This is a genomic window from Bacillus sp. LBG-1-113 (genome assembly GCF_020708615.1).
Lineage (GTDB): Bacteria > Bacillota > Bacilli > Bacillales > Bacillaceae > Bacillus > Bacillus mojavensis.
In genome coordinates this window covers 84,216-98,894 of the sequence record NZ_JAJFDG010000009.1, presented here as the reverse complement: position 1 = coordinate 98,894, position 14,679 = coordinate 84,216, and the positions used below count along the sequence as shown (strand labels likewise).

The following is a 14,679-nucleotide window of genomic DNA, read 5'->3' as shown; positions in this document are numbered from 1 at the left end:
AAATCGGAGTTTTGATAATGTCAGTATTTATTCTGTTTTATTTATGGATTGTCCCTATTGTTATCGGAATTTTATGTTCTGTTATCGCTTATAAATCAACAGGTAAAAAAATGAGGATCGCGCCTGGCATCGCCATGGTGGTGCTCAGTATCATTTCCTTAATTACCGCTTTTACAGCCGGTGGCGCTAATTTTCACGTGTTTATCGGCGGCATGTTTTTATTCGGCACTTTATTGGTTGGTTCTGCATTTCCTTTCTTTTTCGGACTTTCGAAAAAAGGGAAATAAGCTTATAATGAGAAGAGTTCTATAAGATTTAATAAGAATAAACATACAAGGACAAAAATAATTGACTAGGTAAAATTAAGACTGCCGACTCACATCGACAGTCTTTTAACTAACAATTGTATTTATTTCGTGTTAATTAATAAAAACAAGAAGTCCTTAAGATTAGCTAAAAATAAAAACAAATAACAGAATAGCACTACTCCACTTAATCGTTTATTTTTGAAAAATATGCACTTGTCATTTTGTCCTTTTTTTGCATAGTTATAATCGTGATAACAAGCATAGATCATTCCAATTGATCCGATTAAGTAAATAATAATCTTAATGTAATCAAACATAAAACCCCTTCCCCCTAAATTGGATTGAAAAGACATAATAATTATAACAGTCAGACATTAACATTTAAACGATATTTTAAATGGTGGGATTTCTTAACCTTGAGTTGAAAATATTCCTAAACTTCAGTTTAAACTTATCATAAATTCGTGATAAAAGCTTGTACAATTTCCTATACTCCGTATCCGTTATAAACAATAAATCAAGGGCTATCATTATAACACCAAATTGAAGGAGACCCATAAATATAATTATAGATAAATGAAAAAGAATTGAACCTATAAGCAGGGGAATTTTAAAATACCTATTCCAAACTAATATTGGAAACATTAGCTGGAGAAACAATGCTGAGTATGTTCCTAATACTAGAAGATAAGGATTATCAATAACGAGATTTGTAAACCCTTTGTTTATACTATATTCATCAACCTGTAGTATATAGTAAAGTGCGGTCCCATGGGTCCACATTTTTCCTTGCGCTTTGTTAAAGCCCGCAAAAAAATAAAGTAAAGACACTTGAATCATTGAAACCATCACTGAGAAATTGTGAATAATAATAGTAACTTTAGACTTTTCTTTCCAACGGGATTCAGTATGGATAGTAAAAAACTCACCTAACGATGCAAAAATAAGATACAACATAATAAGAATGAGAATATTATTACCACCGTCATGTATATAAGGATTCCTTTGATATAAAGACCAAACCCAAATAAAATTTATGATGCTTACTATTCTCATTTTAAACCCTAATATATACAAACTATTAATGACTATTCCACTTATAAAAATAAACTCAAAATATAACTGTGAGTCACTAAAAAGATATAGAGAAGTAAAACCATAAGCTTCAAAGCACTTTTCAAATGAATAAAAAGCATTAGGTCCCCATATTTCATTCCTTTGAGCAAAGTGAATTAAATAAGTAAACATAATATGTAATCCAATAAATATCCTTAAGATGCTTGAACCTATTAAATAATGCATTTTATTTGACATTAAATGATTAAAATTTCTGAACTTATTTAAAATAATTTTCAAATTAAATTTCATTCCTTTGTTAGTAAATTGATATGGGGGAACTGCAGTACATTAAATTTTGACTTCCCCTTCTTTCCATACTCAGGAAACGATTCTATAGACAACTTAACATCTAATGATTCTAATTTTACTTTCTTACTTCTCTCTATTTTTTTCACAGCTATACTAGATATAATTTGGATATACTCGTTCTCAATTAATTGTTTATTCTTTTTTTTATCACTCAGCTTTAGATACGGTTGAACCTCAAAGACAGCTCCAGAAAGCGCAGTTTTCATTAATCTGTTTGGTGAAAATAAATTGTTTTTAATATCTGCATTATAACTTTCTGTAATATCTATCCACTCAGTATATTCTTTTTGTCCTTTATTATTTGTAAAGACCCCCCTGCAGATAATATTGTTATTTGTGCTTACCGGATCCGGGGCGAATAATTGCCAATTTTGAGTAAATAATGGATTCATGTACGTTGAAATTAATTTCTCATGCTTAAAGTTAACAGGATTTAACGGCAAGTTATACATTATCATTATTATTGTATGGAATACTACTAATAATGAAAGGAACAAAACAAGTAAATTATATTTCCTCTTTGTCTTCAAATTATACAACCTCCATTTGAAAAGGAAGGGAGGCCCCTTCCTTTTTACCTACCAAATTCCACAACTTCTGAAATATCAATATCCTCGTGATCTTTAGGATTCACTATATAACATGCATATTTTCTAGCAGGAGCTGCACTATATATAGATTGTGCATTAGCTTTGTTTGCTTGTTTTCCTAACCAATTTCCAGCGGCTTTAATGCCATCATAAACTGCTGCACTAACTATACCGGCAGCAACTCCAGCAGCAAATGCATTTTTTGTTGTGTATTCATCTTCACCAGTATTTAATTCAATATGTTTTACCTGTTTAATATGTTCTGGTGCAGCTTGCGTTGTATAAGAATTCGCAAAAAATGTCACTCCTAATACCCCTATTGAAATTGCACTAAATAACTTTTTTTTCATGATCTAATTCCCCTTATACTTATTTTTATCGACCGAAACAACTACCCTTATAGTTCCTCCTTTATAAAAAAATGGAAATACAAGGACATAATAACATATCATTTTTTTATATGTAAACACTTTCTTATAATATATCTATTATTATATGAGTCTAAACCTAAATCTAAAAATAGGTTTTTCAGTTTAATTAAAAGGGTTATTGGGAGTTATCCCAATAACCCTTTGTTATATTCACTAAAATAACCGTTTCAAACTTTTCTTCAATGACGGCATTTCGATTTTTTGATTTTCGAAGAAGTTTTTCAGCATGTATTTGCTGAAGCCTTTTGCCTGTCCGTAGGTGATCTTGCCGGGAAGCGGCGGTTCATTTCCGATCATTACGTCAACAACGACCGGCTGATCGGAGTGTAGCGCCTCGTGAAAGGCCGGCGCAAGCTCTTCCGCTCTGGTCACCTTGATGCCTTTTGCTCCGCAGCTCTCTGCAAATGCGGCATAGTCAACATTCTGAAGTTTTGTGACATAGTCAATGTTGCCTTTGACCTGTTGTTCATATTCAATCATGCCAAGATTTTCATTGTTTAAAATAACGACCGTAATCGGGAGCTTGTATTTGACCGCGGTCGGGAGATCCTGCATGACCATGGAAAAGCCCCCGTCACCGCAGACTGCGATGGCCTGGCGCTCCGGTTCAGACAAGCTCGCCGCTATAGCTCCCGGCAGGCCGCAGCCCATTGTCGCAAGCCAGCTGGAAACGATGAAATCCTGGTTGACGTTCATTTTGAAATGCCGCGCCATCCAGACGGTGACAGTGCCGACATCTACAGACAGCACCGCGTCTTCCGCTGCTGCCTCCTGAAGACGTGCGATGACCTGCTGAGGTTTAAGCGGTGTTGTCGCCTCAGTTTCATCTTTTTCGATTTCGTTCCACCAATGCTGCATATGTTCAGTGCAGGCATTTAGGAATCTTCTGTCTTCCTTCCGTTCAATATACTCCGTCAGTTCGCGCAGACCGAGAGCCGAGTCACAGACAAGCCCCGCTGTTACCGGATAGCGTTTGCCGATTTTCGCCGGGTCTGAATCAAGCTGGATGGCCGGTGTGTCTTCCGGCAAGTAATCACGATACGGGAACGAGGTGCCGAGCATAATTAACAAATCGCATTCTTCCATTGCCTCATAGGCCGGTTTTGTCCCAATCTGCCCAAGGTTACCGAGAAAGTGCGGGTGCTTATCGGGAACAACGCCTTTTGCGGGGAGCGTGACGACGATCGGCGCCGCTGCTTTATCCGCAAATTCCAGCAGCTCCCGCTTCGCCTTTTTCATTCCCTGTCCCGCCAAAATGATCGGCTTTTTCGCATTGTTAATGTATTGCGCGCATGTCACAAGCTGTTCTTTTTTCGGTTCAAGATTCCCTTCAATATACAACGGTGATGTATAAACGGGTTCCCGTTTGATTTTCTCCGCAAACAAATCATCTGACACACTTAATACCGCAACGCCTTTTTTGCTGTAGGCAGTGCGGATCGCCTGATTCAACAGATCCGGCAGTGACTCCGCGCTATGTACCTCCCTGTTAAACACTGCCACGTCTTCAAACATTTGCTCAAGCTTAATCTCCTGAAAGTAGTCCCGCCCGACTTCGCCTGAGGAAACCTGACCTGCAATCGCAAGCACAGGGGCGCCGTCCGCTTTTGCATCGTATAAACCGTTCAATAAGTGCACCGCACCCGGCCCTGCAATTGACAGGCAGACACCAATCTTGCCGGTGAGTTTTGCCTCAGCCGCGGCTGCCAGCGCTGCCACCTCTTCATGGCGGGTTTGGATGAATTCCAATTGATTTCTTTCGTGTCTCAGTTCCTCAATAAATTCGTTAATGCTGTCTCCGGGGATGCCGTAAACATGATCGACTCCCCATTGTTCAAGCAGTTCTGTCATTGTTTGTCCTGCTGTTTTGTGTGCCATGCCGTATCCTCCTTTTTCCTTTTTCAATACCACAGGGGGAGCCGTTTAAAACCCGGAGGCAACTATCGCTTGCTGTATTTCCTTCTGAACAGGTCTAGGGCCGCCAAAAAGCTGTTGTCCTTGACGGTACTCTTGATGCCCGCGGCACCGTTTAGAAAATCTCTGATTTGCATTTTCCGGTTTGGCACCATCAAAAGCGGCAGACGCTCCGGCGAAAACCACTTCAGCCCGGCCGTTTCCATGCCGTTTTCTATCGCTTGTCCGCCTGTTATGTTCCCTGCAAACACATGCTGTTCGTCCTGAAACTTAGGTCTTTGATAGACACCCAATTTCCCGGAAAGCTCTATCAGATATCCCGTTTCTTCCATTACCTCCCGGATCGCCGCTGCCTCCGGGGTTTCTCCTGATTCAACCCGTCCGCCCGGCAAATCCCATAAAGGAACGTCTTTCCGTTTGACCAGCAGAATTTGCCGCTTTGCGTTTGTCACTATAACAAATGCCCCTTCCGTATACACCGCCATTCCCCCTTTATTTAAAAAAGACCAAGGGATGTCCCTTGGTCTTAGCTGCTTACTTTTTAAAATGATACGGCAATGTGGCAACGATTATGTCCTTCTTCCAGAACAGCCGGACTCTCAGCAGGAAGGCTGACTGGTTGTGCAGAATGGTGTGCCAGCGTTTTTTTGTTATAAACTGCGGGAACAGCACCATGACAGAAAACTGTTTCTTCTTTGCTTTTGCTTCAACAGTTTCCAAAAACTTATCAAACGGATGGATCAGGCTTCTGTACGAAGAGTGAAGCGTGACAAGACGCACTCCATTATCCAGCTCTTCCCAGCGTTTTTCCACTTTCTTTTCCTGTTCTCTGTCAAACGATACGTGAACGGCAATGACCTGATCTGACAGTGACTTTGCGTATTGAATGGACTTTTGCACGACGGTCGTGACACCGGCTACAGGCACAATCACGACCGTACCTTTGATTTCTTCCGGCTGTTTGTTTACGATACGAAGCTGCTCACCGACAGCCGTATAATGATTCTTAATCGCGAAAAACAAAAAAACGACGATCGGCATAAAGATCAAAACAGGCCATACGACATTAAACTTCGTGACAAACAGGATGGACAGAACCATAAACGATATCAATGCGCCGCAGGAGTTGATCAGCATTTTTCCAATCCAGCCTTTTGGTTTTTGTTTGATCCATTTGATGCACATTCCTGTTTGCGAAAGCGTAAATGGAATAAACACACCGACCGCGTATAGCGGGATTAAGTGCTCCGTCTGCCCTCCAAATAACAGAATCAGCACAATTGAGGCAACGCCTAAAAAGATAATTCCGTTTGAGAAGCCTAAGCGGTCGCCTCTTACTGTAAACATGCGCGGCATGTACTGGTCTCTCGCCAAGTTGAAGGCAAGTTGCGGAAAAGCTGAAAAGCCCGTATTCGCCGCAAGGACCAAAATTAACGATGTCACCCCCTGAATGACATAGTAAAACACATTTCTTCCGAAGGTATCCGACGCAATTTGTGAAATGACCGTTTCATTCGGTTTCGGAGCCGTCCCGTAACCGTATGCAAGTACTGTGATACCGGCAAACAGAACCGCAAGCAAGATCCCCATCATAGCCAACGTTCTCGCCGCGTTTCGCGCAGGCGGGTTTTTGAAGGCTGGAATCGCGTTGGAGATCGCTTCAACTCCGGTAAGCGCGGAGCAGCCGGATGAAAAAGCCTTTAGCAACAAAAACAGCGTAATGCCGGCTACCGGTGTGCCGATCGGTGTATGGTGAACAGGCTGATCTATTTGCCCTGTCATAAGCTTAAATAAACCGACGGCAATCAGGATGAAAAGAGCCGCCACAAACAGATAGACCGGGTAGGCAAGTATTGATGCTGATTCTGACAGCCCCCGCAGATTTAAAATCATAATCACTAAAACCAGCAAAACAGCAATGGGTATATGATAATCATGCAGTGCCGGGAACGCCGAGGTGATGGCGTCCGTTCCTGCGGAAATACTTACTGCTACAGTTAATATATAATCGACGAGCAATGAACCGCCTGCAATCAGTCCGGGCTTTTCGCCGAGGTTTTCTTTTGATACAACATACGCCCCGCCGCCCTGCGGATAAGCGTAAATAATTTGCCTGTATGAGAGAATCAGCGCGAGCAGCAAAATGAGTACGCCGACCGCTATCGGAATGGAATACCAAAATGCAGCAGCGCTTACCGCCGCCAATATGATAAGAATTTGTTCCGTTCCGTAAGCGACAGATGATAAAGCATCTGAGGAGAGCATGGCAAGTGCCTTTAATTTTGTCAGTTTTTGTTCTCCTGCTGCTTGTGATTTTAACGGTTTCCCAATCAAAAAACGTTTGATTGAATGATACATCGATGTCTTCCCCTTTTAATTTCATTTTTCATTAAAACAATAAAACATCCGCATCTGTTCTCACATTTTATAATAGTCCTTTCTGCTATGATGTCTCTGTATGCGATTTACATTCTGAAAATTGAACAGCAAAAAACACAGAGGCAAACGGATGCCCCTGTGCCTTAACATCGAACACAGGTTTCATTCATCTCCTCTCATGAACGCTTACGAGGTTAGCTGACGGATTCGGGCTATGAGAGTTTGCCCTACCTAAAAAGGATTCACCCCGAGCGGCAAAATGCCGCCAAAATGGGTCCCCCGCTCTGTTTTCAGATTAAGCGATTTGTTTTCTAAAAGAGATCATACTCCCGTTTACGTATGTTGTAAAGAGGCTTATCGGCCCTGAGAAAAAAATAAAATGACAGATTCCACAAATGGAAAATTTGAACCAAATTAAAAAAACAGAGGCTGATATCAGCCTCTGTCTTATTCTCTATCTATCTTTCTTTTTCTTCGTCTAACGGTGACCCAAATGAAGCATGCCGCAATCACCATAATGAGAGCCAGCACGCCGATATACAGCAGTTTCTGGCCTTGATCTTGGGCTGTTTTTTCTGCTTCAGAACTGTTTGTTTCCGATTTGAGCTGCTGGTGGTTTGTAAACACCTGCTGGCTGTTTGTTTCATTGATGACGGTCGCCGTGTCATCATTGCTGTTCAGAAACCTGATCATTTCTTTTGTGACGGCTGCACCATTTTCTTTCAGCGGCGCAAAAACAGCCATCGTATAATTTGCATCCCATAAAGACGCCTGGGTAAATGCCACTTGTTTCGTTGTCTCGTTCAGCATTTCAAAGCCCGACACGTCAAACGAGCCGTTTTTCGCTTGAGGCACAAGCAGATCAGCAGATTTCTCTTTCAAAAGAGAGAACTGGCTGACACCGCCGATGAAAATTAAGTTCCGGCCTTTCGCGTCATCCGCTTTGACTTCAGATGCTTTCCTTACTGTAAAAGATTGCTGGGCTTCGCTTCCGAAGGAATCAGTAACGAGAGAAAGCTCTTTAAGCTTAGGTTGGCTCACACTGTCAGGAAGCACAATCAGTGTTGCCTGTTCCTGATTTCCGGCGTAAGGAAGCGGCCACTCCTGAAAATTCGCTGACGGAGCTGTGCCTTTAACGGTGTAAGACAATGTGCTGCTTTTATCAATAAAGACCCATTTCTCTTCGTCAGTTGTATTGCAAGGGTTGTCTTCCTTTAAGCCCGTGGTGATAAACTGCATATCAATGTAGCGGTTTTTCTGCAGCAGCTTAGGGTCTACTTTCAGCGTGACATGATAGTATCCGTTTTTATCTTCTTTTCCTAATTCATTGAGGCGGACCGAATGCGGCTGCCCGTTGATTAGGACCTTCAGCTCTGCTGCTTGAGAGGATGAATCGCTTTCTGCGGCGGCTGCTTGAATCGTTTCCGATTTCTTTAGCTTAAGCGACAGCTTGGCTGATTGGTTTTGATCTATCACCGCCGAAGCCGGATAAAAATAATGCGCTGAAGATGTTTTGTCAGCTCCAATTGTCATATCTTCTGCCCCGAATTTCTCAAGGATCAGCTTATTGCTTTCCTGCTTTTCAGACTTGTGAAGCTTGCCAATAGAAAGTGTTTCGCCGCTTAGCTGGCCGGTGTAAGTCTGATCAGTGATGACGCTGATTTTTTCTGAGAGCACATCATCAGATGCCGCTTGAGCAAACAGAACCGGCTGCTGCTTGCCCTGCGCTTTCAGCACGCGCTCCGCAAGCAGAAGTGTTTCTCCTTTTGCCTGTAAGCCGGCTTGTTTGATCAGCTTTTCCACCTTGCCGTTCCAATGCTTGTCCACACCGATGAAAATGGTCGGCTTGTCGATTTGCTTCACTTCAGATTCCTTCACAAACGAAATGCTGACACTGCTGTCCGCAGTTTTCAGGTATCCTTCTGTTTTGACAGCCGCTTCAATTTCTGCCGAACTCGGGTTATCCGGAATGACAATAGCAGTCTCTTCCGCTGTATTACCCGATTGGGCAAATGGGTATGGGTAATGTTCAAGTGACGTTCCCTTCGCTTCGCTGCTGTCCGCCAGTGTCAGGCGGCTGTCCGGAAAAATTTTGATCCAGTTGCCGGACGTATCCTGTCTGACGCAGACGCCCTCTTTCATGACGCCGTAAAATTTCAGCGATACGCTGTGATAGCCTTGGGCGGACTGGCTTTTGGCCAAGTTCAGCTTCAGTGTTTTCCGTTTTGAATCACCGTTTAGCTTTACCGTTTTGACCGGTTCATCGTCAATCACAGCCGTTAATGAAGAAGGAGAAATTAATAGATCCGATGCCTCGTATTCAATCACCAATTGCTGGCTGCCGGAAGAGGCGCCTGCGGGAATCTGATACGTCAGTTCCGCGCTGTCTTTTGATCCGTACAGTGTCATGAGATCGCTTGTCAGCACCTGCTGTTTGGCTTGTTCACGGCTGCTTTTGCCCAGAAGAGAGCCATCGACCTGCATCTCTTGGGCGAAGGCCGTTTGTCCGGTCATTGCCAGCAGCATAATGCTTGTCAGAAAAATAAGTAGTTGTTTCAAAAAGGTCACCCGCTTTTATGTTGATTGTATCGTTCTGTCTTGTACCATTTGACCTCCTGCTTGAATAAACGGTGCTTGATTTCTACGAATAAAGAATAGATCACGAGCACAATCCATGCCTGCGAGTACGTAAAGTACATCAGAAATACGATAAAGAAGTTTTGCCTGTTCATTTCTGTTTTTTCGATGCTTAACGTAATCATGACCTCGGTCATAAATAAGAAAAACGCCAAAATCCAAAGAATCATTGCCAAAAACCCGACCGACAAATGCAAATCATAAAACAGATTAACCACAAATATCGTGTTTGACATGATCACGCCAAAGAAAAACAGGAAATACGTAAAGAAAAAGTAAAATAAGTCAAAGATAATCCGTTTTCGTTTCAGTTTGAAAAACTGCGCCAAAAACTTCAGGACGACATATTGATTGCCGCGCGCCCATCTCGTCCGCTGGCGCCACCACACCTTCCACGTTTCCGGCTCCTGCTCCCAAGTAATAGCAGCCGGGAAAAAGCGGATGTGATAGCCGAGGTTATACACCCGGATGGTCAGCTCGGTATCTTCAGCCAGCGCTTTATCATCCCAGCCCCCGAGCTTTTCAATAATGCTTCTGCGGATTGCGAAATTGGTTCCGGGAATGGTAGCGATTTTGAACCACTTCCATCTGCCACCCTGCGCCATCCACTGAAAACAGATCGTTTCAATGTTGATAAACTTCGTCAGCAGCGTTTTTGCCGCATTGATGACACGGAATTTCCCCACCACTGCGCCTGCCTTCTCGTCATTCATCAGACCGAGAACAAGATAATACACGGCCATTTTTTCAGGCGTGTTGTCGGCGTCATATACACAAATGACATCACCGTTCGATTCAGCAAAACCGGAGTTGAGCGCCGAGGATTTGCCTTTTCCGGCGTTAGGCGGTTTTGTGATTACCATTTTGATAAAATCGTATTTCTGGGAAAATTCATTGACGATATCACCCGTCCGGTCTGAAGAATTATCGTTTACCACAATAATCTCCAGCCGGTCCTTCGGATAATAAAGATTCACCATAGCCTTCAGCGTCTGCCGAATGACAACTTCTTCATTATGGGCCGGGATGAGCACACTGACCTTCGGCAATTCCTTCATGTTTTCTCTCCACTTCGGAATGTTCCGCTCGAAGGTCATGTAGTGGCGGAATCCGCCCTGCATGAGAAACATGTGATAGAGAAGCATGACCCATATTAAACTCAGCGAGATAAAGAACAGCATATTACCCAAGGCTTCTTCTCTCCTTAAACATTCGTTTTTTTAATGTGGCTCTCAAGTAAAACGTATAGCTGACAAACATGATGACAAACAAGAGCACAACTGCGGAAAGAATCCATAACGCCTTTTCCAACGGGGTTTGCCGATGGTGGTCGAAAAACTCGCCGACGGCACTTACGCCGTTTTTCACCTGAATCGTTCCGTCACCGCTTGTATGAATTTCCACTTTGTCTGTTTTGACGGTTTGTTTCGTTTTCTTCAAATCAAGCCATTCACTGTCCGGAATGCGTTCCATCTGGTCAACAAGCTCCGACAAATATTTCATCCCAAGATACGGGTGATAAAACCCTCCGGCCACTCCGCCTTCAAAATCAATCATCTGTGATATGTTCTCCTGCATATCGCCGAGCGGGTTTTGTTTTGATGTATCGACAAAACCGATTGTTTCCGGATACAGCGTCATCCCATGCAGCATAGCTGGTTTGGTCAAAAACGGGGATGCACCGGAGGTTTTCCATGTTGTATTGCTGAGCTGCACCTGCCCAAACATGCTTGAAAAATACTGTGAAGCTATTTGATAGCCGTACTCGGACATCGTATAGTGCGGGGCTTCAAATGCCAGCGGATAAAGCCCTGCCGAGGTTAAATCCTCAATGGCGTGCGTCAGCTTTTGCCTTGTATATGTTTCTTCCTTTTCCTGAAACGGCTTCAAATAGCTCTTATAGGCCTGTTCATTCGGAAAAGCCTGTTCCTTTTCCAAAATGGACGGGGTGTCATCGGCATTTTCCGAAGTGATTGGCTGGTCCGCCTTGGCATCCCAAAACTCGAAGCCCTCTCCTGTTTCACTGTGGCGATAGGCGTGTGTATAGCCATGAACAATGATACTGCCGCCCATGCTTTGCAGTTTTTTCAATACCTTGACCATCTTCGGTTTATCAGACAAATACACTTTATCGCCTGTTTCCGGATTCAGATACACCGGAATGACTGACAGGATAAAAGGCACATGTCTCTTGTACAGATATGTACCGGCTTGAAGCAGCAAGGTTTCATCAGACATCGGGCTGATATCCTCCAGCCGCAAATATAAAAGCGTGGTTCCAGCCTTCTCTCCAAATGCTTCTCGAAGCTCTTTCGCCACGATCAGATTGTCATTTAACAGATTGGTTAAGCCGATATACACATTTGATTTTTCCGTTTTCCATATAAACGGACGCGCTTTGCCGTCACCAGATGTAAAGGTATACAGCGCCTTTCCTTTCAGGCCTGATACGCTCAGCACGTGAAGCCCGCTCTCTAAGGAAACATCGTTTCTTTCCGTGCTGCTGTGAATCTGATAGACATGTTCTTTGCGGGTTAAGGAAAGGCCGGAAAATTGGCTGATTTGTCCCGCATTATAGCCGATGGCGACGACAGGTTTTTTTACGCCGCTGATGAGGGACACCAGGTTTTTGCTGAGCTTTCTTTTCGTTTGCCCGTAATAGATAACATGTTCTTTGCCTTTCACATCAGATGCTGTAACATCCGAATCTTTTCTGACCGTGACATGAGATGTAAAATGGCCGGCCAATAAATCGAGCATTTTGACTTGAGGCGACTCTTTGCCGTCCAAGGTTGAGTAGATGATGAGAATACCGTCATCCTGCCCCTTTTCTTGGGCCGACACGGGAAAAGAAGCGATAGCTGTCAGCATCAGAACGGTCACGCAGAGTAGCGTTATTCTTCTAAAGTTCATTCATCATCATCTCGTTTTCCAGTTCATCTAAAAATTGATCAGCCGTCCTTATATCTCTTCGATAAGGTAAATAACAGACATGGAACGTAAGCGACACATACTTTCCGTTTGTCAGCTGATACGTGTCCAGCTGTTTTTTCAGCTTTGCCAGAACGGCCGGCATATGTTCAGCCGGCGTGTGTGTCAGCACAATGCCGAAGCGCTCGTCAGAGGGGCGGAATTTTTTATCCGTTTCCCGGACGCTTGACCTGATTTGCAGGCTGACGAATTGAAAGAGGCGGTCGGTCTCTTTCTCTCCGTACAAAGACTTAAATTCCTTGAAATAATGCATATGAAGCAGCAAAAAGACAAAGGAATTGCCGTAGCGCTCCGCCCGTTTGATTTCCTCTGACAATTCCAGTTTCATTCTTTGCTTGTTATCAAAACCCGTCACTCTGTCGACAGCCACGAAGCTTTTGATTTCAGATTGAAGACGTTTGACTGAACGGCGCAGCTCTGCTGCAATATCGTGGATTCTTCCTGACATAAAGGAAAACAGCAAAAGCGCAATTCCCCACACGATCAGCATGCGCAGCCCGTCTTCAGCCGAAAACATCACAGCCTGTCCAGTCTGAAAAAACATCATGAGCGTGCCAAGAACAAAGAGAACGATTAAAGTGACCGCCAGCGCGTAAATCGGACCGAACCAAATGCCGGCTCCGATCACGACAAATGTGATGCAAATGATCAGAAAGCCCTCCGACTGATCGGCGGACACATAAAAAATAAACAGAGACAGGGCTGCGATAAGCCCTGAAAGATAAGCAAATAATTTTTGTGATTCATTGAATAATCGTTTCATTAAAAAGCTTCCTTTCGGCTAACAGCGGCAGCAGATTGTCGAACGAGTGCGTGTCGGAGCCGCTCATGTAACCCCCATAATACGGTTTCGCAGGATCAAGAATTTCAAAGTCATTCATTCTATCATAAATCGCTTTGATGACCGAGCTGTCTTCATGTTGTTTTGCCAAAAATAAAGCAGCTAACGCGTATACGGACGGCGACTCATATTGGACGGCAGGCTCCTTCGTATCTGCTGAATATCGTCCGTACAGCTTTCCGTTTGCCTGAAATTCCTTTTTGACCCACTCCGCTATCACAGCGGCTTTTTCATTCCCTTCCGGCAAATGCCACGCGGCGTAGAGCTGGTCAATGACGTTTACTTCACTGTCATATTTGTACTGCTTTGACTCTGCGCTGTACGTTTTTGGAAGGAAACCATTCTTTAAAGGGGCTAGATAGAGAACATCGGCATTTCGCTGTACTGTTTCTTCGTCTATGATTCCATACTTTTTCAAAACAGCTAGTGCATCGGGCATGACATACGAAAGCGTCACGTCCTTTGAAGCGGCCTGAGAGGCTGAATCGTAAAAGTCTGTAAACATCCCGTTGTACATGTTGTATGTCTTTAAGGCCGTGCCGATATCACGGGCCGTTTTTTCATATTGGCTGCTCCCCCAAAGAGCTGCTGCCTGATCGAGAGACACCATGATTCTCATATCATCAATCAACGCGTTTGTTCCGCTCGCTTGACCGTTTTGTATCTTCCATGTCACCAGCTGATGATTCAGAAGAAAAGAATCCGTCAGATGCTGATATTGCTCCTGAAAATGCGAGGCGTCTTGTCTGCTGACCAAAAACTCCATCCACAGGCCAATCGATTCTGATAAATAGGAGGGCTGATCTGAGAAATCCGTTTTGATAAGCCCCTGGTCATTCATAAGATTGTGATAGATGAAATACTCCGCCGGCTGAAGCGGTCGGGTATTCCTATCTGCCTCCGACTGATCTAGGATTTTATTTCCAGCTTCAACACACCCTGCGGAAAGTCCGATAGATAAGCAACATAAGATAGCAGCGACCAACACATGCCGCACAGGCAAGTCCCCCTTTGTCGTCCGAAGCGAATCAGACGCACATCAATATATGACGAAATTATTACTGCCATGTTACAAATTATATTAACTATAAAAGAAAAAAACGAAGATTACTAGCTTTTTTTTCCCTTTTTGAACTTTCAAAAAACAGGACCTAAGTCCA

At 43.5% G+C, this 14,679-nt stretch carries 12 protein-coding genes and 1 riboswitch; of the genes, 1 reads left to right on the top strand and 11 read right to left on the bottom strand.

Annotated features, from left to right (window positions below; all coding sequences use genetic code 11):
* The first annotated feature begins 17 nt into the window (after positions 1 to 17).
* A complete protein-coding gene (locus LJF29_RS17865; RefSeq protein WP_010333081.1) occupies positions 18 to 287 on the top strand; it encodes a hypothetical protein in 270 nt (89 codons plus the stop codon).
* Positions 288 to 701: 414 nt separating this feature from the next.
* Here the strand turns inward: LJF29_RS17865 and LJF29_RS17860 are convergent, their stop codons facing one another.
* The 11 genes from LJF29_RS17860 to LJF29_RS17810 all read right to left on the bottom strand — a co-directional run bounded on the left by LJF29_RS17860 (position 702) and on the right by LJF29_RS17810 (position 14,516).
* Complete coding sequence (locus LJF29_RS17860; protein WP_229149973.1) at positions 702 to 1,664, bottom strand: HTTM domain-containing protein; 963 nt, start codon at positions 1,662 to 1,664, stop codon at positions 702 to 704.
* 8 nt (positions 1,665 to 1,672) lie between these two features.
* Positions 1,673 to 2,266: a DUF5819 family protein gene (locus LJF29_RS17855; RefSeq protein ID WP_229149972.1), complete on the bottom strand. Its 594-nt coding sequence runs from the start codon at positions 2,264 to 2,266 to the stop codon at positions 1,673 to 1,675.
* 44 nt (positions 2,267 to 2,310) lie between these two features.
* Positions 2,311 to 2,676, bottom strand: a complete 366-nt coding sequence (locus tag LJF29_RS17850) for a hypothetical protein (RefSeq protein WP_229149971.1) — start codon at positions 2,674 to 2,676, stop codon at positions 2,311 to 2,313.
* A 234-nt stretch (positions 2,677 to 2,910) separates the two neighbouring features.
* On the bottom strand, positions 2,911 to 4,635 hold the full coding sequence (locus LJF29_RS17845) for a pyruvate oxidase (RefSeq protein WP_229149970.1): 1,725 nt from the start codon (positions 4,633 to 4,635) through the stop codon (positions 2,911 to 2,913).
* Between the two features lie 62 nt (positions 4,636 to 4,697).
* Positions 4,698 to 5,156, bottom strand: coding sequence for an NUDIX hydrolase (locus tag LJF29_RS17840; protein ID WP_010333079.1), 459 nt, complete (start codon positions 5,154 to 5,156; stop codon positions 4,698 to 4,700).
* A gap of 49 nt (positions 5,157 to 5,205) precedes the next feature.
* Positions 5,206 to 7,029 carry a potassium transporter KimA gene (gene kimA / locus LJF29_RS17835; protein WP_168746966.1) on the bottom strand — a complete coding sequence of 608 codons (1,824 nt, stop codon included), beginning with the start codon at positions 7,027 to 7,029 and terminating at the stop codon, positions 5,206 to 5,208.
* A 189-nt stretch (positions 7,030 to 7,218) separates the two neighbouring features.
* A riboswitch (cyclic di-AMP (ydaO/yuaA leader) is annotated at positions 7,219 to 7,362 on the bottom strand.
* A gap of 135 nt (positions 7,363 to 7,497) precedes the next feature.
* A complete protein-coding gene (locus LJF29_RS17830; RefSeq protein WP_229149968.1) occupies positions 7,498 to 9,609 on the bottom strand; it encodes a cellulose biosynthesis cyclic di-GMP-binding regulatory protein BcsB in 2,112 nt (703 codons plus the stop codon).
* A 5-nt stretch (positions 9,610 to 9,614) separates the two neighbouring features.
* The gene (locus tag LJF29_RS17825) at positions 9,615 to 10,877 is read right to left on the bottom strand and encodes a glycosyltransferase family 2 protein (protein WP_010333076.1); all 1,263 of its coding nucleotides are present in this window, start codon (positions 10,875 to 10,877) and stop codon (positions 9,615 to 9,617) included.
* Positions 10,870 to 12,600 (bottom strand): DUF2334 domain-containing protein, encoded by a 1,731-nt coding sequence (locus LJF29_RS17820; protein ID WP_229149966.1) that lies wholly within the window; start codon positions 12,598 to 12,600, stop codon positions 10,870 to 10,872. Before LJF29_RS17820 ends, LJF29_RS17825 begins: the two co-directional genes overlap by 8 nt.
* Positions 12,590 to 13,441: a diguanylate cyclase domain-containing protein gene (locus LJF29_RS17815; protein ID WP_229149964.1), complete on the bottom strand. Its 852-nt coding sequence runs from the start codon at positions 13,439 to 13,441 to the stop codon at positions 12,590 to 12,592. The genes LJF29_RS17820 and LJF29_RS17815 overlap by 11 nt, the downstream gene beginning before the upstream one ends.
* The gene (locus LJF29_RS17810) at positions 13,422 to 14,516 is read right to left on the bottom strand and encodes a lipoprotein YdaJ (protein WP_229149961.1); all 1,095 of its coding nucleotides are present in this window, start codon (positions 14,514 to 14,516) and stop codon (positions 13,422 to 13,424) included. Before LJF29_RS17810 ends, LJF29_RS17815 begins: the two co-directional genes overlap by 20 nt.
* Between the last annotated feature and the right edge of the window lie 163 nt (positions 14,517 to 14,679).

Excerpts from the sequence above, each read along its gene's own strand:
- LJF29_RS17815 (WP_229149964.1), bottom strand. The coding sequence starts at position 13,441 with ATGAAACGATTATTCAATGAATCACAAAAATTATTTGCTTATCTTTCA.
- LJF29_RS17820 (WP_229149966.1), bottom strand. The coding sequence starts at position 12,600 with ATGAACTTTAGAAGAATAACGCTACTCTGCGTGACCGTTCTGATGCTG.
- kimA (WP_168746966.1), bottom strand. The coding sequence starts at position 7,029 with ATGTATCATTCAATCAAACGTTTTTTGATTGGGAAACCGTTAAAATCA.
- LJF29_RS17865 (WP_010333081.1), top strand. The coding sequence starts at position 18 with ATGTCAGTATTTATTCTGTTTTATTTATGGATTGTCCCTATTGTTATC.
- LJF29_RS17840 (WP_010333079.1), bottom strand. The coding sequence starts at position 5,156 with ATGGCGGTGTATACGGAAGGGGCATTTGTTATAGTGACAAACGCAAAG.
- LJF29_RS17845 (WP_229149970.1), bottom strand. The coding sequence starts at position 4,635 with ATGGCACACAAAACAGCAGGACAAACAATGACAGAACTGCTTGAACAA.
- LJF29_RS17850 (WP_229149971.1), bottom strand. The coding sequence starts at position 2,676 with ATGAAAAAAAAGTTATTTAGTGCAATTTCAATAGGGGTATTAGGAGTG.